The sequence below is a fragment of the Streptococcus orisasini genome (genome assembly GCF_001431045.1).
GTDB lineage: Bacteria > Bacillota > Bacilli > Lactobacillales > Streptococcaceae > Streptococcus > Streptococcus orisasini.
On sequence record NZ_BCLE01000030.1, the window covers coordinates 1 to 21,899 of the forward strand.

At 41.2% G+C, this 21,899-nt stretch carries 21 protein-coding genes; 16 read left to right on the top strand and 5 right to left on the bottom strand.

What is annotated here, in order from left to right; translation table 11 throughout:
* Positions 1-348: 348 nt before the first annotated feature.
* Both SCSH_RS05840 and SCSH_RS05845 read left to right on the top strand, forming a co-directional pair.
* Positions 349-1,440 (top strand): iron-containing alcohol dehydrogenase family protein, encoded by a 1,092-nt coding sequence (locus SCSH_RS05840; protein WP_057490960.1) that lies wholly within the window; start codon positions 349-351, stop codon positions 1,438-1,440.
* A 28-nt stretch (positions 1,441-1,468) separates the two neighbouring features.
* A complete protein-coding gene (locus SCSH_RS05845; RefSeq protein WP_057490961.1) occupies positions 1,469-1,846 on the top strand; it encodes a RidA family protein in 378 nt (125 codons plus the stop codon).
* 154 nt (positions 1,847-2,000) lie between these two features.
* Here SCSH_RS05845 and SCSH_RS10905 read toward each other — a convergent pair whose 3' ends face one another.
* Both SCSH_RS10905 and SCSH_RS10910 read right to left on the bottom strand, forming a co-directional pair.
* Positions 2,001-4,574 (bottom strand): acyl-CoA dehydratase activase-related protein, encoded by a 2,574-nt coding sequence (locus SCSH_RS10905; RefSeq protein WP_082581954.1) that lies wholly within the window; start codon positions 4,572-4,574, stop codon positions 2,001-2,003.
* A gap of 11 nt (positions 4,575-4,585) precedes the next feature.
* On the bottom strand, positions 4,586-6,388 hold the full coding sequence (locus tag SCSH_RS10910) for a BadF/BadG/BcrA/BcrD ATPase family protein (RefSeq protein WP_082581955.1): 1,803 nt from the start codon (positions 6,386-6,388) through the stop codon (positions 4,586-4,588).
* A 498-nt stretch (positions 6,389-6,886) separates the two neighbouring features.
* On the opposite strand from SCSH_RS10910, the gene SCSH_RS05855 reads away from it, so the two are divergent.
* From SCSH_RS05855 to SCSH_RS05900, 10 genes are all read left to right on the top strand, one after another.
* Positions 6,887-7,495, top strand: coding sequence for a TetR/AcrR family transcriptional regulator (locus tag SCSH_RS05855; RefSeq protein ID WP_057490962.1), 609 nt, complete (start codon positions 6,887-6,889; stop codon positions 7,493-7,495).
* 102 nt (positions 7,496-7,597) lie between these two features.
* On the top strand, positions 7,598-8,371 hold the full coding sequence (locus SCSH_RS05860) for a DUF1003 domain-containing protein (RefSeq protein ID WP_057490963.1): 774 nt from the start codon (positions 7,598-7,600) through the stop codon (positions 8,369-8,371).
* Positions 8,364-9,254, top strand: coding sequence for an RNase adapter RapZ (gene rapZ, locus SCSH_RS05865; protein ID WP_057490964.1), 891 nt, complete (start codon positions 8,364-8,366; stop codon positions 9,252-9,254). The genes SCSH_RS05860 and rapZ overlap by 8 nt, the downstream gene beginning before the upstream one ends.
* The gene (locus tag SCSH_RS05870) at positions 9,251-10,228 is read left to right on the top strand and encodes a YvcK family protein (RefSeq protein WP_057490965.1); all 978 of its coding nucleotides are present in this window, start codon (positions 9,251-9,253) and stop codon (positions 10,226-10,228) included. Before rapZ ends, SCSH_RS05870 begins: the two co-directional genes overlap by 4 nt.
* Positions 10,225-11,136 carry a DNA-binding protein WhiA gene (gene whiA, locus SCSH_RS05875; protein ID WP_057490966.1) on the top strand — a complete coding sequence of 304 codons (912 nt, stop codon included), beginning with the start codon at positions 10,225-10,227 and terminating at the stop codon, positions 11,134-11,136. The genes SCSH_RS05870 and whiA overlap by 4 nt, the downstream gene beginning before the upstream one ends.
* A 15-nt stretch (positions 11,137-11,151) precedes the next feature.
* Positions 11,152-12,549, top strand: coding sequence for a C69 family dipeptidase (locus SCSH_RS05880; RefSeq protein ID WP_057490967.1), 1,398 nt, complete (start codon positions 11,152-11,154; stop codon positions 12,547-12,549).
* Between the two features lie 325 nt (positions 12,550-12,874).
* On the top strand, positions 12,875-14,398 hold the full coding sequence (locus tag SCSH_RS05885) for a metal ABC transporter solute-binding protein, Zn/Mn family (protein ID WP_057490968.1): 1,524 nt from the start codon (positions 12,875-12,877) through the stop codon (positions 14,396-14,398).
* A 154-nt stretch (positions 14,399-14,552) separates the two neighbouring features.
* Positions 14,553-15,308 carry a class I SAM-dependent methyltransferase gene (locus SCSH_RS05890; RefSeq protein WP_057490969.1) on the top strand — a complete coding sequence of 252 codons (756 nt, stop codon included), beginning with the start codon at positions 14,553-14,555 and terminating at the stop codon, positions 15,306-15,308.
* A gap of 54 nt (positions 15,309-15,362) precedes the next feature.
* A complete protein-coding gene (locus SCSH_RS05895) occupies positions 15,363-15,710 on the top strand; it encodes a cupin domain-containing protein (protein ID WP_057490970.1) in 348 nt (115 codons plus the stop codon).
* Positions 15,703-16,008, top strand: a complete 306-nt coding sequence (locus tag SCSH_RS05900) for a cupin domain-containing protein (RefSeq protein WP_057490971.1) — start codon at positions 15,703-15,705, stop codon at positions 16,006-16,008. The genes SCSH_RS05895 and SCSH_RS05900 overlap by 8 nt, the downstream gene beginning before the upstream one ends.
* 49 nt (positions 16,009-16,057) lie before the next feature.
* Here SCSH_RS05900 and SCSH_RS05905 read toward each other — a convergent pair whose 3' ends face one another.
* From SCSH_RS05905 to yghU, 3 genes are all read right to left on the bottom strand, one after another.
* A complete protein-coding gene (locus SCSH_RS05905; RefSeq protein ID WP_057490972.1) occupies positions 16,058-16,300 on the bottom strand; it encodes a type B 50S ribosomal protein L31 in 243 nt (80 codons plus the stop codon).
* Positions 16,301-16,393: 93 nt separating this feature from the next.
* Entirely contained in the window at positions 16,394-17,329 is a 936-nt protein-coding gene (locus tag SCSH_RS05910; protein ID WP_057490973.1) for a DHH family phosphoesterase, read from the bottom strand.
* Between the two features lie 74 nt (positions 17,330-17,403).
* Positions 17,404-18,195, bottom strand: coding sequence for a glutathione-dependent disulfide-bond oxidoreductase (yghU, locus tag SCSH_RS05915; RefSeq protein ID WP_057490974.1), 792 nt, complete (start codon positions 18,193-18,195; stop codon positions 17,404-17,406).
* A 110-nt stretch (positions 18,196-18,305) separates the two neighbouring features.
* Between yghU and add the strand changes: the two genes are divergently transcribed.
* The 4 genes from add (at position 18,306) to rpsN (ending at position 21,881) form a co-directional block, all read left to right on the top strand.
* Entirely contained in the window at positions 18,306-19,325 is a 1,020-nt protein-coding gene (gene add, locus SCSH_RS05920) for an adenosine deaminase (RefSeq protein ID WP_057490975.1), read from the top strand.
* Positions 19,326-19,386: 61 nt separating this feature from the next.
* Positions 19,387-19,830 (top strand): flavodoxin, encoded by a 444-nt coding sequence (locus SCSH_RS05925; protein ID WP_057490976.1) that lies wholly within the window; start codon positions 19,387-19,389, stop codon positions 19,828-19,830.
* A gap of 215 nt (positions 19,831-20,045) precedes the next feature.
* Positions 20,046-21,428, top strand: a complete 1,383-nt coding sequence (sufB, locus tag SCSH_RS05930; RefSeq protein ID WP_057490977.1) for a Fe-S cluster assembly protein SufB — start codon at positions 20,046-20,048, stop codon at positions 21,426-21,428.
* A gap of 183 nt (positions 21,429-21,611) precedes the next feature.
* Positions 21,612-21,881, top strand: coding sequence for a 30S ribosomal protein S14 (gene rpsN / locus SCSH_RS05935; RefSeq protein WP_057490978.1), 270 nt, complete (start codon positions 21,612-21,614; stop codon positions 21,879-21,881).
* Positions 21,882-21,899: the final 18 nt, after the last annotated feature.

A 21,899-nucleotide genomic window follows, 5' to 3' on the forward strand; every position in this document is an offset into this window, starting at 1 on the left:
TAAATTTGGGTCTTGTTTCGCTCTTTTTGTTTTAAGATTTTTCTTTCATAAGCAGCAGCCTAATACGTTAGTATAAAATGATAATGACTATCACAGAATTAGCTTTTCCTTGCAGCAATTGAAAAATAGCTTTGATTAAATAAGAAGTATCGTATTGATGATGGAGATTTATAAAAGTCCAGTGTTAATTTTTGAAAATTCTGCTATAATAAGAATTATCGTGATGGAAGTAAGAGCATGATTTTTCTTAAATGATGTTTTTAATTTTACTTTCACCCCTTAGAATTCTTTTGTCACCGCCCAAGAAAAGACGATGACTTTGTTGGCTTATATGAAGGAGGACAATTGATGACAACAAATATAATGGCAAATTATAGCTATGGCGAACATTGCTTTGAAGAGATTCCGGAGGTTTTAAAGCCCTATCGCATTAAAAGTGTTGCTTTTATTGGAGGGAAACGAGCTCTGGCAAGTTCTGAAGATGACGTGAGGGCTGTTTTGGAAAAAGCAAACATAGCAGTTACAGGCAGTTTTATTTATGGGACAGACTCAACTCAGTCAAATATTGATAAGTTGGTAGCTAATCCGCAGGTGCAAAAGGCAGATGCTATTTTTGGATTTGGCGGAGGAAAAGCGCTTGATACAGCTAAAATGGTTGCTAAAGCGCTCAATAAAGATACATTTACTTTTCCTACCATTTGTTCTAATTGTTCTGCTGGAACAGCGATTGCAGTTGTCTACAATGATGATCATTCTCTTTTGAGATATGGTTATCCCGATTCTCCGCTTCATATTTTCATCAATACGCGTGTCATTGCAGAAGCACCTGAAAAATATTTTTGGGCAGGAATTGGCGATGGTATCTCAAAAGCGCCTGAAGTAGAACATGCCATCAAGGAAGCAAAGAAAAGAGGTCTAACAGCATTTCCTCATACTGCAACTCTCGGTGAGGCTGTGGCCTTGTCTTCAAAAGATGCCTTTTACCGCTATGGTCAGCAAGGACTGGAAGATGTTCGGAATAACAAGCCGTCTCGGGCGGTTGAAGAAATTGCGCTTGATATCGTGGTATCAACCGGTTATGCCTCTAATTTAGTTAATCAGCCTGATTTTTACTATAATTCCTGTCATGCTCATGCCTTTTACAATGGCACAACTGCCATTCAGCGGGAAGGAGAATTTTTACACGGGGTTGTTGTCTCATACGGTGTGCTTGTCCTGCATGCTTATTTCAATGAACAAGAGGAATTAGAACGTGTGGCTGCTTTTAATAAAAAACTAGGTCTGCCAACAACACTGAGTGATTTGAACTTATCAGAAAAAGATATTCCTAAAATTGTTGAAGTAGCTCTGACAACCAATGAATACCGCAATACGCCCTTTGATCCTGAAAAATTTGCGGAGGCCATTCGTACAGTTGACCGTCTGGGTCAGCAGTTATAAGTAAACTACCAAGAAAGAAGGAAACACTATGAAAAATATTCACACAGATAAGGCTCCCGCAGCTATTGGACCATATGTTCAGGGAAAGGTTGTTGGCAATCTTTTGTTCGCATCTGGTCAGATTGCCCTCTCACCAGAAACTGGCGAAATTGTTGGTAAAACGATCGAAGAGCAGACGCAGCAGGTCTTAAAAAATATCTCAGCTATTCTGTCAGAGGCAGGCACAGATTTTGACCATGTTATCAAAACAACCTGTTTCTTGGCTGATATTAAGGATTTTGTTCCTTTTAATGAGGTTTATGCGACAGCTTTCGGTCAGGAATTTCCAGCACGCTCAGCTGTTGAAGTAGCCCGTCTGCCAAAAGATGCTAAAATTGAAATTGAAGTCATTGCTTCTATTGACTGATGAAAGCAGACGCAAAAACTCGGGTTTATCGCCCGAGCTTTTGTTTATTTTGAGAACGAAAATCATCGATGAAAAGTTAAAAACGAGAGGGTGGGGCAGCAATCATGGATGTCTGTTCCACACTCTCGTTTTTTATGTCAGTCAGCGGTTTTTGCTAGGCTTTTTGCATTTTCTTGGCAGTGGCCATCATGAGGCGGATACGGTTGAGTTGGTTGACTTCTGATGAGCCTGGGTCGTAGTCAATTGGGGCAATATTGGCTCCCTTATATTGACGGCGCAGCTCTTTGACCATCCCTTTTCCAACGATGTGGTTAGGCAGGCAGCCAAATGGCTGCAGGCAGACGATATTTTTAACATCGTTGTTGAGCAATTCAATCATTTCACCTGTTAGGAACCAACCTTCACCGGTATGGTTACCGATGGAGATAATCTTAGAAGCCCCTTGGGCGATGTCATAGATGGACTCGATGCCTTCAAAGCGCTGCGATTTTTCCAAGGCCTTGTTCATCGGTTTTTCAAGGAAATTGATGACATCAATGCCTAGTTTGGCAAAGCGGCGTGATTTTTGACTCATGTTGAGCTCGTCAGCCTTCCAAATTTGATTGAAGAGGGAGTAGTTCATAAAACCAATCAAGTCAGGAACGACAGCTTCGCCGCCTTCTCTTTCGATGATACCGACAATGTCGTTGTTGGCAGTTGGGGCGTATTTGACCAGAATCTCACCGACAACACCCACTCGTGGTTTTTGACCGAAGTCAATGGTTTCAAGCGTGTCAAAATCACGAATAATGCGTTTCATGTTACGGTTAAATTCAAAGTATGATCCTGATTTGATATTTTTCTTAGCGGCGCTCAGCCATTTTTCATAAAGAGCATTGGCAGAGCCAGAAAGAGCCTCGTAAGGACGGACACGATAGAGGACACGCTCAAAGAGGTCGCCATAGAGGACGGCGATGAGCAGGCGCTTGACAAAGGGTAAAGTGATGTTCCAACCAGGTGTTTCTTCAGTCCCTTGGTTGCCCATGGAAATAGAAACGACAGGGATTTGCGGGAAACCAGCATCCTTGAGACCCTTGCGAAGCAGTGGAATGTAGTTGGTTGCACGGCAGCCACCACCTGTTTGTGTCATCATGACGCTGGTGTTGTTCAAGTCGTACTTGCCGCTTTTTAGTGCCTCTATCAGCTGGCCAATAGTTATAATAGCAGGATAGCAGGCATCATTATGGACAAATTTGAGGCCGACATCAACGGCCTTTCGATCCATAGCAGGCAGGATTACGACATTGTAACCTGCTTGCTTGAAGGCTTCTTCAATGAGGCCGTTTTGGTGGATAGGCGACAACATGGGCATGAGCAGGGTGTGGGTCTTTTTCATTTCCTTGGTGAAGACAGGCTCTTGCTTGTGCTCTTCCTCTTCTAGCTCTTGTGAAAATTGCGGAGCTTGATTGAAGATGTGGTCAAGGTTAGCCTTTTTCAGCTTGGAATCACGTTCTTCCACGGCAGCCTTGAGCGAACGCAGGCGGATGCGGATGGCCCCCATATTGCTGCCTTCGTCGATTTTGAGGACGGTGTAGAGTTTGTTGTGGCCGCGCATGATTTCTTCCACTTGGTCAGTCGTCACGGCATCAAGCCCGCAGCCAAAGCTATTTAATTGGACCAGTTCAAGATTAGGATTTTTAGAGACGACACGAGCCGCCGCATAAAGGCGGGAGTGGTAAACCCATTGGTTGACAACACGCAGGCCGCCAACTTCTTCCAAGCCTGACACCATATCTTCGGTGAGAACATGGAAGCCCTCTTGGGTGATAATATTGGCAATTCCATGGTTGATTTCTGGATCAAGGTGATAGGGACGGCCAGACAGGACAATGGCTTTTTCATTTTTCATGGCAATGCTGGTCAATAATTCATCTGCCTTGTCTTGCAGGTCTTTTTTGAAATCATCCAGTGCCTTGTAGCCGTCTGCAACAGCAGTACGGATTTGTTCAACAGTGATGTCTTGATAGTCAGCGAAAGCCTTTGCCAAAGAATGTACCAGTGTTTCAGGGTCAGCTAAGTTGACGAAGGGATGGTAGAATTTTACCTTACCGTCACGGATAGGGTCCATGTTCTTTTCAATAACTTCAGGGTAACCTTGAACGATAGGGCAGTTGTAGTGGTTGGGAGCCTTGCTATTTTCAATGCGCTCGTAGATAACGCTAGGGTAAAAAATGGCGTCCACCTTTTTATCAATCAAGGATTGGATGTGGCCGTGCACTAGCTTAGCTGGATAGCAGACCGTATCAGATGGAATGGTTTCAATCCCTTTTTCAAATAATTTTTTATCTGACTTAGGCGAAATCTGGACACGAAAGCCAAGCTTAGTCAAGATAGTGTGCCAAAGTGGATAATTTTCGTACATGTTAAGCACGCGGGGAATTCCAATGACACCGTGTAGGGCATCACGTTTTGACAGAGCCTTGAATTTAAAGAGTTTTTTATATTTGTAGTCAAGCAGATTTTCTTTAGCTTGGCTGCGGTCAAATTTGATTTTGGTGACTTTTTCAGCCCCGCGCTCGCAGCGGTTTCCGGTGACGAATTTGGAGCCATCAGGGAAGATAGTGACCGTCAAGGCACAGTTGTTTTCACAGAGGCCACAGCGTGTAAATTCTTTTTGGGAAGTGAATGTATTCAATTCATCTAGACTCATGATGCTTGAACGGTTATAATTTATCATTTGTTCTGTCATAGCATTCTCCTTTAGGCCTTGACTGATTTAGAAGTGACTTCTTGGAAAACAAGAGGTTCTTGAGGTTTCACTGTCAGTTCGTCTTCGTATTTTTCCTGGGCAATGAGGGCACAGCCATAAGCCCCCATAAGACCGGCAATATTTGGCCTGACGACCTGACGACCCGATACTAGTTCAAAAGCGCGCAGAACAGCTTCGTTGTAAAAGGTGCCGCCTTGGCAGACGATTTTTTCACCTAGATCTTCAGGGCGTTTGAGCTTGATAACCTTGTAGAGGGCATTTTTGATAACAGAGTAAGAAAGCCCTGCGGAAATGTCGGCAACAGTTGCCCCTTCTTTTTGAACTTGTTTTACTTTAGAATTCATAAAGACGGTACATTTAGACCCCAAATCAACAGGGTATTCCGCTAAGAGAGCTGCCTGTGCGAAATCTTTGACATCGTATTTTAATGACTTGGCAAAGGTTTCGATGAAGGAACCACAGCCAGATGAGCAGGCTTCGTTGAGTTGGATACTTGAAAGAGCACCATCTCGGACAGACATGGCTTTCATATCCTGTCCGCCGATGTCAAGGATAAAGTCGACGCCAGGATTGAAGTAATTGGCAGCCTTGAAGTGAGCTACAGTTTCCACTTCGCCGTAATCAACGCGCAGGGCGGCCTTAATCAGATTTTCACCATAGCCCGTCACACAGGAACGAGCAATAAAAGCTTCGTCTGGCAGCTGGTGATAGAGCTTTTTTAAAATAGCGATAACTTTTTCAAGGGGCTGACCTTGGTTGTTGCCATAGTGCTGGAAAAGAATACAGCCGCCTGAATCTGTCAAGATAACTTTAGAAGTAGTTGAACCAGCATCAATTCCCAAGAAGACTGGACCAGACGCAGCAGCGATGTCCTTATACTGAGCGCTGGCTTCATTATGATGTGCGCGCCAGTCTTCCAATTCTGCTTGATTTTTAAACAGAGGATCCAGAGTATTTTTAGGAATCAGGGATTTTGAAGTATTTTTTTCAAGGTTTTCAAGAATCTGTGTCAGCTTCATCTGAACATGATTTTCTTCAAGTGCTGCTCCCATGGCCACAAAAAGCTGCGGATTTTCTGGGAAAATCACATGTTCAGGAGCAATATTAAGGGTTTCAATGAAGCGCTGACGCAGCTCACTCATGAAGAAGAGCGGGCCGCCCAAAAAAGCTATATTACCTGTAATTTTACGGCCTGAAGCAAGGCCTGCGATAGTTTGGTTGACCACAGCCTGAAAGATGGAAGCAGCAATGTCTTCCTTACGGGCACCTTCGTTGATGAGGGGCTGCACATCTGTCTTGGCGAAAACTCCGCAGCGGCTGGCAATGGGATAGATAGTTTCGTAGCCCTTGGCCAATTCATTGACACCGTTAGCATCAGTCTTTAAAAGCTCTGCCATTTGGTCGATGAAAGCTCCCGTACCGCCAGCACAAGTCCCATTCATCCGCTGTTCAAGGGTGTCGCCAAAAAAGGTCATCTTGGCATCCTCACCACCCAATTCAATGACCACATCGGTTTGTGGGATGAGTTTTTCAACAGTAGTTGTAGCAGCGATTACCTCTTGAACAAAGGGAATACCAGCTACATCAGACAGGCCGATGCCGCCTGATCCTGTAATAGCAATACTGACTTTTTGGTCACCAATATCAGCAATAGCTTCCTTTAGAACTTTAACAGTGGCTGTTTTGACATCTGAAAAATGGCGTTCATAGCGTGAAAAAAGCAAGTGATAACTATCATCAAATACAACCAGCTTAACCGTTGTGGATCCAACATCAATTCCTGCTTTATACATATTTAAGATACTTTAAGCGGTCAGAAAGCACAGTGAACCTGTGTCAAACTACTATACTCCAAATAACTGAAAGGGATTTTTAAGATATTACTACAGCGTTTTGCAAGCATGAGCACAGTAGTCAGGCGTCTTGCCTTAGTCTTTGGTTTAGAAATGACTGTAGGTAGAAGTAAATACCATGTTTATTCCAGTCTCGTTTTCATTTTGAGTTTAGTCGAAGATTAAAAAATTGGTTCGAGCAGTTTGGCTTTCTGTCCGCATTTAGCTCCTTTCTGCCTTTTTAAACGACAGAGTGTCTGTCTTACAACAAGATGTTGCTTAACCAACAGTCTGTTTGTTATAATCTTATTATAAAACGATGCTTGTCAAATGCAATCGTTGATTTTTTGAAATCTGTTGTTTAAACAACACAATTGCCACAAAGTGTTGATTATCTTGTGGCTGTAAATTTTTTTAATGACTGTATCTTGCTTGGCAAAGCTAATAGAAGGAAAACACATGAAATTTACAGATATTCGTTACCTGCGAACAGAAAAACTTATTTTTGATGCTTTCACTAAACTCTTGAGTGAAAAGCCCTATGAAAAAATTACCGTACAGGACATTGCTGATGAAGCCATGATTAACCGTGCTACCTTCTATGCCCATTATGCTGATAAAGATGAATTGCAACAAGGAATTCAAAAGCAGCTGCTGCAGCAATTATCTGATATGATTGATGCGGCTCAGGTGACAAATGGTGATATTGTACAGGTTAGAAAAGCAGAAGCTCTACTGGCAAATTTTTACCATAGTTTAGAAAAGAACCGCTCCATTGCTAAAATCACTCTGCGGAGTATCTCACATGAAATTATGCAGGAAAATTTTGGCAGACTCTTAAGGGAAAAATATGCTGATTTGCTGGAAAAATTGAATGTCACAGAATCTGGGGAGTCTGTACCGACCGATTTTATCGTTGCTTATCTGACCAGTATTTTTACAGGAACACTTCTGTGGTGGATAAAATCCAACTTTGATATGCCTGCTAAAGAACTGGCTCGCCTTGTCATTACCTTGGTCAGCAACGGTCATTTGACTGTTTTGGGTGTTACCATTAATCGCGATTAAAAATGAGTGGCTAGAGTGAGTGTGGCTAAGCCCTCTTTTTATATTCAGTCCCCATTGGAGTGTTTTTTTGCTATAATAGAAGCAATAGAAAGAAGGCAGAATATGACCAAGGATAAACGGTTGCTGGATGCCATTGACCATAAAAGCTATCTTTTAGAAGAAGGAGTCTTTTTATCCGATTTGGACAAACGCTTGCAAAAACTTCTCTTGCAGCATCATCCGCAGCTGACTGATAAAAGTTTTATTAGTTATAAAAATCTAGCCCAGTACCGCTTGATTTTTTTACAGGAAATCATTGCAAAGGCTAACAAAAAGAATGATTATGTTCGTGAGACAGTTTATGAAGTAAGCAAAAATCAGGATTACAAGGCTTTGGATTTGCAGGAAGAATGGAACAATAAAATTACCTTTGGTCAGCGGATTGCTGATGATGTTGCGCGTTTTGGCGGTTCTTGGACTTTTATCATTTGCTTTGTTGCCTTGATGCTTATCTGGATGGTTTTCAATATTATCAAACCCTTTGGCTGGGCTTTTGATGCCTATCCCTTTATCCTCTTGAATTTAGCTCTGTCTACTTTGGCGGCCATTCAGGCCCCTTTGATTATGATGAGTCAAAACCGCGCTTCGGATTATGACCGTCTGCAGGCCAAAAATGATTATAATGTTAATAAAAAATCAGAAGAGGGTGTAAGACTCCTGCATGCTAAGCTTGACCACTTGGTACACCAAGATCAGTCAGATCTCTTGGAAATCCAGAAGCTGCAGGCAGAAATGCTGGTTTCTGTTACCAAGCAATTAGCGACTGTAGAGGAGCAAAATCAGGCTTTAATTGAAAAAATAGAACAATTAGAACAAAGGAGCAGTGAAAATGTCTGACAAAAAAATTGATCTTGTTATTGTCACAGGCATGAGCGGTGCTGGAAAGACAGTAGCTATCCAGTCTTTTGAAGATTTAGGCTATTTTACTATTGATAATATGCCGCCAGCTCTTGTGCCTAAATTTTTAGAGTTGCTTGAAAGCAGCGGTGAAAATGACAAGGTTGCCCTGGTCGTTGATATGCGCAGCCGTCTCTTTTTCAAGGAAGTTAGCTCTATTTTGGACAAGATAGAACTGAACGATTCTATTAATTTTCGCATTCTCTTTTTAGATGCAACCGACAGCGAGCTGGTGTCGCGCTATAAAGAAACCCGTCGCAGCCATCCTTTGGCAACAACAGGGCGCGTTTTGGACGGCATTGCGCTTGAACGCAAGCTCTTGGCTCCTTTAAAGAATCTCAGTCAAAATGTTGTCGATACGACGGAATTAACACCGCGGCAGCTGCGCAAAACAATTTCGGATCAGTTTTCAGGAGAAAAAAATCAAGACAGTTTTCATTTGGAAGTTGTCAGCTTTGGTTTTAAATACGGTCTGCCTTTGGATGCTGACTTGGTATTTGATGTGCGCTTTCTGCCCAATCCTTATTACAAACCAGAGTTGCGCAATAAGACTGGACTTGACAAGGATGTCTCAGACTATGTCATGAACCATGAGGAATCAGAGGAATTCTACCAGCATCTGCTGGCTCTGTTAAAGCCGATACTACCCGGCTATCGAAAAGAAGGAAAATCCGTTTTAACTATCGCTATTGGCTGCACAGGCGGTCAGCATCGCAGTGTAGCTTTTACCCATCGCTTGGCTGAAGATTTGCAGAAAAAATGGACAGTCCATGAGAGCCATCGGGATAAAAATCGACGTAAGGAGACAGTGAATCGCTCATGAGAAAACCTAAAATAACCCTTATCGGCGGCGGTACAGGACTTCCTGTTCTTTTGAACAGTCTGCGTCATGAAGATGTAGATATCACGGCTATCGTAACCGTAGCAGATGATGGCGGCAGCTCTGGAACTATTCGCCATGACATGCAGCTGACTCCTCCGGGAGACCTTAGAAATGTTCTGGTGGCGATGAGCGATATGCCCAGATTTTACGAGAAAATTTTTCAATACCGTTTCAATGCCGAAGATGGTGCACTTGCAGGGCATCCACTGGGCAATTTGATTATTGCTGGAATTTCAGAAATGCAGGGTTCGACCTATAATGCCATGCAGATTCTGTCAAAATTTTTCCATATTACCGGTAAGATATATCCTTCCAGTGAAAAGGCTCTGACCCTTCACGCCGTTTTTCAAGATGGTCAGGAAGTGGTCGGCGAGAGTCAGATTGCCAAACATAAGGGCATGATAGATCATGTTTATGTGACCAACAGCTACGATGACGCCAAACCAACTGCCAGCCGCAAGGTTGTTGATGCTATCATGGAAAGTGACATGATTGTCTTGGGGCCAGGATCGCTGTTTACATCTATTTTGCCCAATTTAGTTATTGATGAAATTGGCCAGGCTGTCTGTGAGACTAAAGCAGAAGTAGCCTATGTCTGCAATATTATGACCCAATATGGAGAAACTGAGTATTTTACTGATGCGGATCATGTGCGGGTGCTCAACCGTCACTTGGGACAAAAGTTCATTGATACTGTCTTGGTTAATGTTGAACAGGTGCCCAAAGAGTACATGAATTCTAATAAATTTGACGAGTATCTTGTTCAGGTAGAACATGATTTTGCAGGACTCAAAGAAGAGGTGCCTCGTGTCGTTTCATCAAATTTTCTCTGTCTGGAAAATGGCGGCGCTTTTCATAACGGCAAGAGTGTTGTTGCCGAGCTGATGAGCTTGATTAGAATGAAAGAGTTATGAGTTTTACAACATCTGTTAAAGAAGAAATTTTAAATTTAGACACGGCTGACAAAAATGAATTGTCAGCTATTATTAAAATGTCGGGAAATTTAGGTCTGGCTAATCAGGGATTAAACCTATCCATTATTACCGAAAATGCCAAAATCGCCCGTCATATTTATGCCCTGCTGGAGCAGTTTTATCAGATAGCTCCTGAAATCAAGTACCATCAAAAGACCAATCTGAGAAAAAATCGAGTTTATACAGTTTTTCTTGAGCATCATGTGGATAAGATTTTATCTGATTTACAGCTATCTGACTCCTTTTTTGGCATTGAGACGGGAATTCAGAAAAAAATCTTGTCTGATGATGACGCCGGCCGTTCCTATTTACGTGGTGCCTTTCTGTCTGCCGGTTCGATCAGAGATCCAGAATCCGGCAAATACCAGTTGGAAATTTTCTCTGTTTATTTAGATCATGCTCAGGATCTTGCCCAGCTGATGCAAAAATTTATGCTGGATGCCAAGGTGATTGAGCACAAGCATGGTGCGGTTACTTACCTGCAAAAGGCAGAAGATATCATGGATTTTCTGATTGTCATCGGCAGTATGGAGGCCATGCTGGCCTTTGAAAAAATCAAAATCATGCGGGAAACCAGAAATGATGTCAATCGCGCCAATAACGCGGAAACTGCTAATATTGCCAGAACTGTCAGCGCCAGCATGAGAACAATCAATAATATTATCAAAATCAAAGACAGTGTTGGTTTAGAAAGCCTGCCCTTGGAGCTGCAGCAGATTGCTCAGATAAGGGTTGCCAATCCGGATTTTTCTATCCAGCAGATTGCAGACAGTCTGGATACTCCTTTGACTAAAAGCGGTGTCAATCACAGGCTGAGAAAAATCAATAAGATAGCAGAAGAATTATAATAAAGGAGAATTTATATGACATGCACAACTATTTTGGTTGGTAAAAAGGCCAGTTACGACGGCTCTACCATGATTGCAAGAACCGAAGATTCACAAAGCGGTGATTTCTGCCCTAAAAAATTCGAAGCAATCACTCCTCAAAAACAGCCTCGGCATTATCAGGCCGTTTTGTCATCTTTTCATATGGATTTACCAGACAGTCCTTTATCTTATACCTCCGTTCCCAACGCTTTGGATAAGGATGGCATCTGGGGAGAAGCAGGTATCAATAAGGCCAATGTAGCCATGAGTGCCACAGAGACCATCACTACCAACAGTCGTGTATTGGGGGCAGATCCCTTAGTTGAATCAGGCATTGGCGAAGAAGACATGCTGACCTTAGTTTTGCCCTATATTCGTTCCGCGCGGGAGGGTGTTGAGCGTCTGGGAAAACTCCTTGAAGAATATGGCACCTATGAGTCAAATGGTATCGCTTTTTCGGATAGTGCTGACATTTGGTGGCTGGAAACCGTTGGCGGCCATCACTGGATTGCCCGACGCGTTCCAGATGATGCTTATGTTGTCAATCCTAATCAGTTAGGAATTGACCATTTCGAATTCAATAATCCCGATGACTATCTTTCTTCCAGTGATTTAAGAAATTTTATTGAAGAAAACCATCTTGATTTAACTTATTCCAATGAGCATTTCAATCCGCGTTATGCCTTTGGCAGCCAAAAGGATAAGGACAGGCATTATAATACACCTCGTGCCTGGTCCGTACAGCGCTTTTTCAATCCCGAAATGGAGCAGGATCCTCGCAGTTTCTTTCTTCCTTGGTCGCAGAAGTCTTACCGCAAGATTACTGTGGAAGATATTAAGTATGTTCTAAGCAATCACTATCAAGACACGGCTTTTGACCCTTACGGTCCCGAAGGAGATCAGATTAGTCGAACTGCTTTTAGAACGATTGGCATCAATCGTACCAGTCAGACTGCCTTGCTGCAGATAAGGCCTGATAAAGCTCATTCAGCAAAAGGAATCCAGTGGCTTTCTTATGGTTCCATGCCGTTTAATACCATGGTGCCCTTCTTTACACAAGTAACAAAAACACCAGACTACTTTGCCAATACCACTGATAAGGTATCTACAGACAGTTTTTACTGGGTCAACCGTTTGATTGCTGGGCTTGCCGATCCTCATTACCATCAGCATGAGAGTGACTTAGATGCTTATGTTGAAAAAACAATGGCAAAAGGGCATACCATGCTTCATCGTGTTGATAAGGCCTTGGCAGCAGGAGAAACCGTTGATTTTGAAGCGGAGAATCAAGCCATGAGTGATTTTATCGAGCAGGAAACACAAATACTCCTTCAAAAAATTCTCTTTGATGCCAGCAATCTGATGACCAACCATTATGGTGTCAGTGACTAATCTGGTCTTCTTGCTTTCCCAAAATTTATATCAAACTAAAAATACAGAAGCTGAATGCTGCGCTGACTTTCCAAGCTGTTTTTTCTGTCTAGCTATTGAGCGGTGCAAGCTGCAGCTTCTTTTTTAGTTAGAAAAATTGATACTCTGCAAAAATCAAAACGATAGGTTCTTGCCTTCACTTTGCCCTACCTTTGTACAGCCTGCAGCTTATCTCCTAGTCTATTTTGATTTTTATTGAGTATTTAGTGTAAAAAGCTTGCAAAAATTTTTAAATGTGATATACTTAACCAGTAAACAATTAACTGGTTAATAAAAGGAGTTTTAAATGAAGAAAAAACCTGTTATCATCATATCGCTGCTCGTTGCAGTATTAGTGGTGTCAATCGCATTTTTAATGGGTCAGGAAAAGACTAAAAAAACCGATGGCAAGATAGATGTCGTTACGACCTTTTATCCTATGTATGAATTTACAAAAAGCATTGTCGGTCATGAAGGACAGGTTTCCCTCTTGATTAAGGCAGGAACAGAAGTTCACGATTTTGAGCCTTCGACTAGAGATATCAGTAAAATTCAAGAAGCCAATGCTTTTGTCTATGATTCTGACAGCATGGAAATGTGGGTCAAATCAGTTAAAAAATCTATTGATACTAAAAAAGTACCCTTCATTGAGGCTACTGAAAATATGATTTTAGCACCAGGAACTGAAGAGGAAGGCCATGAGCATGGTCATGAAGGCCATCATCACGCTTATGATCCCCATGTATGGCTGTCACCTAAACGAGCAGTCAATCTGGTAGAAAATATTCGTGACGGACTCTCACGCAGCTTTCCTAAGAAAGCCAAGGTCTTTAAGAAAAATGCTGCTGCCTACATTAAGAAATTACAAGTCTTGGATAAAGAATACAGCGATGCCTTGAGCAAAGCACAGCAAAAATCTTTTGTCACACAGCATGCAGCTTTTGGTTATTTAGCTCTTGATTATGGTTTGACACAAGTCCCTATTACTGGTCTGACAGCAGAGGCTGAGCCATCAGCTAAACGTTTAGCTGATCTTTCCAAATATGTTCAAGAATATGGCATTAACTATATTTATTTTGAAGAAAATGCTTCTTCGGCAGTTTCCAAGACATTAGCCGATGAGGCTGGGGTTAAAACCGCTGTACTGAGTCCTCTTGAAAGTTTGACACAAAAACAGATGGATGCTGGTGAAAATTATTTTTCTGTCATGCGCAGTAATTTAAAGGCACTTCAAAAGACTACAGAGGTTACTGGTAAAGAAATCAAACCTGAAACTGACAGTGACAAGACTGTTGAACATGGTTATTTCAAAGATGAAGATGTTACAAACCGCAAACTTTCTGATTGGACAGGCCATTGGCAGTCTGTTTATCCTTATTTGAAAGATGGAACACTGGACAGTGTTTGGGATTATAAGGCTAAGTCTAAAAAAGATATGACTGCGCAAGAGTACAAAGATTACTATACTAAAGGTTATAAGACAGATGTTGAAAAGATTATCATTGATGGTAAAAATAATACGATGACCTTTGTGCAAAATGGTAAGAAACACAAGTACACTTATAAGTATGTCGGCTATAAGATTCTCACTTATAAAAAAGGAAATCGCGGCGTGCGTTACCTCTTTGAAACCAAGGATAAAAATGCTGGTGAATTTAAACATGTTCAGTTTAGTGACCACGGTATCAAGTCCCAAAAAGCAGAGCACTTCCATCTATTCTGGGGAGACGAAAGTCAGGAAAAAATCTTGGAAGAATTGGAAAATTGGCCAACCTATTATCCAGCTAAGCTAACAGGTCAAGAAGTTGCTCAAGAAATTGTTGCTCATTAATTAATCTTTAAAAGAGCTTGGAACAAAACAGCAATTATGGTTGTTCCAAGCTCTTTTTATAATGGGGTTTGTTAAGTATAAAGTTGCGTATTTTCAGAATATTTTATAAACTAAACTTCTAAACAAAAATTTTTTTCCGAAAGGATGGATATAGATGACAAAAAAAGAAGTTGGACATAACTTTCTTGCCAGATTAGGTAAGAAACGCTTACGGCCCGGGGGCATTACAGCTACCAATTGGTTAATAGAACAAGGACAATTCAATAAAGACAGCAAAGTTCTAGAAGTTGCTTGCAATATGTGTACAACTTCAATAGAACTTGCTCAAACCTATGGCTGTTCAATCGAAGGTGTAGATATGGATCCCAAAGCTTTGGAAAAAGCGCGTGCTAATATCCATAGAGCAGATTTAGACGACCTAGTTCATGTGCAGCAGGCCAATGCCATGAAGCTTCCTTTTCCTGATGATTCCTTTGATATTATTATTAATGAAGCTATGCTTACCATGCTACGCGGTGATGCCAAAGTTAAGGCCATTAAGGAATACTTGCGTGTTTTAAAACCTAATGGACGTCTCTTAACACACGATGTCTCTTTTATTAAAGAAAAGATGGAAGCCCAGTTAGCAAATTTGCGGCAAACCATCAATGCTAATGTTGAACCCCTACATGTTGATAAATGGCAAAAGTTATTTGAAGAGCAGGGGTTTTCATCTGTCAAACTGAGTTATGGCAAAATGACACTGATGTCTATTTCAGGAATGATTAAAGATGAAGGATTTTGGGGAACTCTGAAGATCACTTACAGAGGGTTGAAAAAAGAGAACCGTCAGCAATTTCTGAAAATGTATCGTTTCTTCAATAAGGCAGGAAAAGATCTGACCTATATTGCAGTTTGCAGCACAAAATAATATACTAAAGGTGTGTTAAAACTTATTGAACAAAGTTAAAAGAAAGGAGTTTTTATGGTTTATATTGATAAAATTCAGCATAGTCAGGTCTTAGATTTAAAAACAGAAGTTCCTATCGAGGAGGAACAAATGCTTAGTAAAACTTTAGTTCAGCGAAAAGATTTGGGCATGACTGTTTTTTCCTTAGATAAAGATCAAGAAATCGGCCGTCATTCATCACCTGGTGATGCCATGGTTAATATTTTAAGCGGTCTAGCAGAAATTACCATTGATGACGATGTCTTTGAAGTAGCTGCTGGTCAGACTATTGTTATGCCAGCAAATATTCCTCACAGTCTGTACGCAAAAGAAGCCTTTCAAATGCTTTTAGTCGTAGTAAAACCAGAGGTGGATCATGATTGACAATCTTTTAGATTTAATAAAATATCATGATGGTCAAATTGCCAGCCGCTCTTTAACTAAGAAGCTGAAGGTGGCTCATCCCATTACTCTCTATGCTATGTCTGCTGGTGAGTCCATCAGCAATGAAAGCAGTAAATTAAGCAAACTAATTCAGGTTTTAGAAGGCAGTCTGCAGGTAGAAATAGCAGGAGAAAAGCACGTCATTAAACATCAAGGTTTGATTAGCATTGCTGCCAATCAGCTGCATAATCTCTATGCACTGGAAGATACTAAACTGCTGCAGATAGAAGTAGAGTGACAGAGATTTGAATAAGAAAAAACCTCGCTTTTGGCAAGGTTTTTTCTTATTATTTGAAACCGTATTTTTTGTTGAAACGATCGACACGTCCGTCTGCTTGAGTGAATTTTTGACGTCCTGTGTAGAATGGGTGTGAATCTGATGAAATTTCAACACGGATAAGCGGATAAGTTTCACCTTCAAATTCAACTGTTTCGTTTGAAGTCTTAGTTGAACCGCTGAGGAATTGGTAACCTGTTGAAGTATCCATAAAGACAACTGGACGGTATTCTGGATGAATATCTTTTCTCATTTTAAAAAATTTCCTTTCTGCCATAACTCTTTTCGAGCCATAGTTAATAACCATTTTATTTTAACAAAAAAGCTAAACTTTGACAAGCTTTTTCTACGATTTTAGCACATTTTTGAGTTCTTGGTAAATGTCTTCGTTTTCAGCCAAACTGTAAGAATTCGCACCGCTTGCTAAGGGATGGCCGCCGCCGGCATGTCTTTTGGCGACTTCATTGATGATGGCGGATTTGCTGCGAAGTCTGACGCGGTAATGACCATCCGCTTGTTCTACAAAAATGGCCCAAACCTGAACAGTATCGATTTTTCCTGGGCTGGAAACAATAGCAGATGTTTCAGCATCGCTTAAATCAAATTTTTTCAAGATGTCTTGACTTAAAACAACACGTGCCGCTCCGTTTTCATCAATTTCGAGGTTTTCAAAAACATAAGATTGTAATTTGGCAATTTTATAAGGGAAGGAATCCATCTGCCGTGCTAGAGCAGAAAAGTCAAAATCGTATTTTAGCAGTTCGCTGGCAATACGAAAGGTTTTTGATGTCGTTGCTGAGTAGAGAAAGCGTCCTGTGTCACCGATAATACCGGCGTAGAGCAGGCGAGCTGCCTGAGCAGACAGCTGTAGCTGATTGTGCAGGGCAAAATCAGTGATAATCTCACTGGCACTGGAAGCTGTTGTGTCAACGTAGGACAAATCACCGTAAAAGTCTTCATCTGGATGGTGGTCAATTTTTATTAAAAAGTCACCTGTTAAATAGCGTTGATCATCAATACGCGGACGATTAGCTGTATCCGTCACAATGACCAGCGCCCCCTGATAATCTTCATCAGCGACCACATCCATTTGAGCCAGCCAATCTAGGGTTGGTTCATCATAGCCAGTCACTTTAACGGTTTTTTGAGGAAAATTAGTTTTAATAATTTCTTTTAAACCGACCTGACTGCCTAGTGCATCCGGATCTGGCTTCATATGGCGGTGAATGATAATAGTATCGTAAGCTTTGATTTTAGCTAGGATGTTTTTGTAAGCAGTCATAAATTCCTCAATTCATCTTTTTTTAAAATTATATCATAGAAAAAGCCAATCATAGAAAGGATTGACTCTTATTTTTATTTGATAGCTTTATAATTAACTTCCAAAGCTCGTTTAACAGCTGGACGCTGAGCAATTCTTTCGGTCCAGTCCAATAAGTGCTGGTAGGTATCTAAAGCGAGAAATTCATAGGCACCTTCATAGAGAGCATCTTGTGCCAAACGTCCATACCAAGACCAGATAGCGATATCAGCAATAGTATATTCATCACCAGCAATATAGGGTTTATTGGCTAATTCTTTATCCAGTAAATCCAATTGGCGCTTGGTTTCCATGGTAAAGCGATTGATAGGGTATTCTAATTTTTCAGGAGCGTAATTGAAGAAGTGTCCAAAACCGCCACCGACAAAGGGAGCTGCTCCCATCTGCCAAAAGAGCCAGTTAAGAACTTCTGTTCTTTGAGCCCAATTCTTCGGAATCAGCTGCTCAAATTTATCAGCCAGATAAAGTAAGATAGAGCCCGATTCAAAAACACGGACAGCTTTTTCTTCAGACTTGTCCAAGAGAGCAGGAATCTTTGAATTGGGGTTAATAGCGACAAAATCAGAACCAAATTGGTCGCCGTCCATAATGGAAATTTTAAAAAGATCATAATCAGCTTCTTTGACACCAAGCTCGCGCAGCTCTTCCAGCATTACGGCCACTTTTAAACCATTTGGCGTTCCTAATGAGTAAACCTGCAAGGGCTTATCTCCCTGAGGAAGCTTTTGTTCAAAACGGCTTCCAGCAGTCGGACGGTTGATGCCAGAAAATTTTCCTTGGTTGCTGTTCTCAGCTGACCAGACCTTTGGCGGGATATAATGAGACATCGTTTCTCCTTTCATGTTTTCGATTTATTTCCAAAATATATCACATAAAAATGAGAAAATCAACTAAAATATGTTATTATAGATAGCAATACAGAAATAGGAGTTACACAATGGAAAACCACTTGCACCAATTAGCAAAAGCAGAATTGCACTGTCATTTGGATGGTTCCTTATCGTTTGAGGCTATTCGAGAATTAGCTAAAATGGCTAATATAGCTTTGCCTGAATCAGACAGCGAACTAGCAAGATTAGTAACTGCTCCTGAGAACTCAGAGACCTTGCTTGATTATTTAAAGACATTCGATTTTATTCGCCCACTGTTACAGACACAGGAAGCTCTTCGTCTGGCGGCTTATGATGTAGCTCGGCAGGCAGCAAAAGAACATGTTATTTATATTGAGATTCGGTTTGCACCCGAGCTGTCTATGGATAAGGGGTTGACGGCTGTTCAGACGGTGGAGGCAGTAGAAGAAGGGTTGAGGCAAGCTCAGGTTGACTTTGGTATTGTCGCTAAGGCCTTAATTTGCGGTATGAGACAGTCTTCTCAGCAGCTGACAAAAGACATTTTTGAGCAGATTGATGGTGCGGAAGGACTGGACTATGCTGGTTTTGACTTTGCTGGCAATGAACATGATTTTCCACCAGAAGCTATAGCTGAGCTTATCCGTCACACACAGAGTTTAGACCGGCCTATGACCTTTCATGCTGGCGAGTGCGGCTGTCCCAGCCATATAGCTCAAGCTCTTGCTCTAGGAATTAAGCGTTTGGGACATGTAACGGCTATCCATGATCACCCTGACATCTTAGAGGAATTTGTAAAAAAGGGAGCAACTGCTGAACTTTGCTTAACCAGTAATTTACAAACCAAGGCTGCTGAATCGCTAGCAGACTTTCCTTACCATGAACTGTATGATAGTGGTGCTAATATAACCATTAATACGGACAATCGGACTGTTTCTCATACAAATCTGACAAGGGAATATCAACTGTTTGCTAAATATTTCGGCACCAGCACAGCAGACTTTTACCGTTTTAACCGAAATGCTTTGCAAGCTTCCTTTGCATCTAACTCTGAGAAAGAAGAACTTCTTGGAAAACTAAGAGCTGTCTATGCTTCTTATCTCAACTAAAGGTATTTTAAAAGTCATGAAACTGTGATATAATCAGACTAGTTTTATTTTGGAGGATATTATGGCTTTCGCTAAAATTGTTTTTGCCAGTATGACAGGAAATACAGAGGAAATTGCTGACATTGTTGCTCAAAAGTTAGAGGAATTAGGACACACAGTAGATGTGGATGAATGCACGACAGTAGATGCGGATGAATTTCAGGATGCTGATATTGCTATTGTAGCCAGCTATACCTATGGTGACGGCGAACTTCCTGATGAGATTGTAGATTTTTATGAAGATTTGCAGGATCTTGATCTTTCAGGCAAGATTTACGGTGTTGTTGGTTCTGGTGATACTTTTTACGATGATTTTTGCAAGTCTGTCGATGATTTTGAATTGGCTTTTGAAGGAACAGGTGCTACAAAGGGAGCTGATTCTGTCAAGGTTGATTTGGCGGCAGAGGATGAAGATATTGACAATCTTGAGCGATTTGCAGAAGAAATTTCTAATAAAGTTGGCTAAAAAATACAGTAAGATGAGGAGTAAATTGCTTTAACCCCTAGGTTAAAACAGTTTGCTGCTTTTTTTTATAATTGTTGTTTGTAAAAATCTTTGCTGCTCAGCTATGAAAACTTGGAGTTAAATATCTGAATTTTCAGTGGAAAAGGAGTATAATGAAAAGGAAAGTGAATGCTGTCACTGACTAATTTTACACCTTACTGTGGAGGTGAAAGGTATTGAAAAATAGAGACTATGCTTTTGGTTTTCATGATGATATAAAACCTTTGTATTCAACCGGCAAGGGTTTAACAGAAGAAATTGTTAGGGATATTTCTGAGATAAAAAATGAGCCTGAGTGGATGCTGGATTATCGCTTGCGCAGTTTGAAGCTCTTTCATCAACTGCCCATGCCCGATTGGGGGCCAGATTTATCCGGTATTAATTTTGATGATGTTATTTATTATCAAAAACTAAGCGGAGAGCCTTCCAGAAGCTGGGAGGATGTTCCCGAAGATATTAAGAAAACGTTTGAGCGTTTGGGCATTCCAGAAGCAGAACGTCAGTTTTTATCTGGAGCGGTGGCTCAGTATGAATCAGAAGTGGTTTACCACAATATGAAAGAGGAATTTGAAAAGCAAGGGATTATTTTTACGGATACAGACACAGCCCTGCAGGAATATCCTGACCTTGTTAAAAAGTATTTTGCGACAGTTGTCTCGCCGGCTGAGCATAAATTTGCTGCCTTAAACGGGGCTGTCTGGTCAGGAGGGACTTTTATTTATGTTCCTAAAGGTGTTCAGTGTCAGATTCCTGTGCAAACCTATTTTCGGATTAATGGTGAAAATGCCGGTCAATTTGAACGTTCTCTTATAATTGTTGAAGAAGGAGCTTCCATCCAATACATTGAAGGCTGTACAGCACCTACCTATTCGACAAACAGTTTGCATGCAGCCACTGTTGAAATTATTGTTAAGCGTGATGCGTCATTCCGCTACACCACCATTCAGAACTGGTCCGATAATGTTTACAACCTTGTTACCGAACGCGGTACGGTTGAAGAAAATGGAACGCTGGAATGGATTGACGGCAATCTGGGCAGCAAGGTCAATATGAAGTATCCGTGTTCGATTTTAACTGGCCCGCATGCTAGAACATCTGTTTTGTCCATGTCCTTTGCCAATTACGGCCAGCATCTGGACGCCGGCTGCAAGGTTTACCATAACGCACCCCATACATCCAGCACGCTGATTTCAAAGTCGGTTGCCAAAGACGGCGGCAAAACAGATTATCGAGGTACGGTTAAGTTTGGCAGGGACAGCTCGGGTTCTAAATCACATATTGAATGTGATACGATTTTGATGGACGGTGAGTCCAGTTCAGATACCATTCCTTTCAATGAAATTCATAATTCAAACGTTTCTTTGGAACATGAAGCTAAGGTTTCCAAGGTTTCCGAAGAGCAGCTCTATTATATTATGAGCCGAGGAATCAGCGAAGAAGAGGCTACTGCCATGATTATCAATGGCTTTATGGATCCGATTACCAAAGAACTGCCGATGGAATATGCAGTAGAGCTAAATGCTTTAATTAACATGAGCATGGAAGGTTCAGTTGGTTAACAAAATTTTATTAAAAATCAAAAGGGAGTGGGACAGACAGCCATCATGGTTATTGTCCGCTCCCTAAATTTATGGTTTTATTGGCAAAGCAGCAGCTAAGGCTTGTCTATTTTTGAGAAAATGCTATAATAGTAATATACTTAACCAGTTAAGTATATTAAGTTTTTTTCAAGGGAGATAATAATGGCAAAAAAATCTAAGATTGCAAGATATCATAGACAGTTAGAACTTATTGAGAAGTATGCAGATTTACGTCGTGAGCTCAAGGCCAAAGGGGACTATGAAGCTCTGCGCAAGCTTCCGCGGGATTCCAATCCTAACCGTCTTAAAAATCGCGATCGTATTGATGGCCGTCCTCATGCTTATATGCGAAAATTTGGTGTCAGCCGCATCAATTTTAGGCAACTGGCTCATGAAGGGAAAATTCCAGAGGTAAAAAAGGCTTCTTGGTAATGAATTGCGAGCATGGGA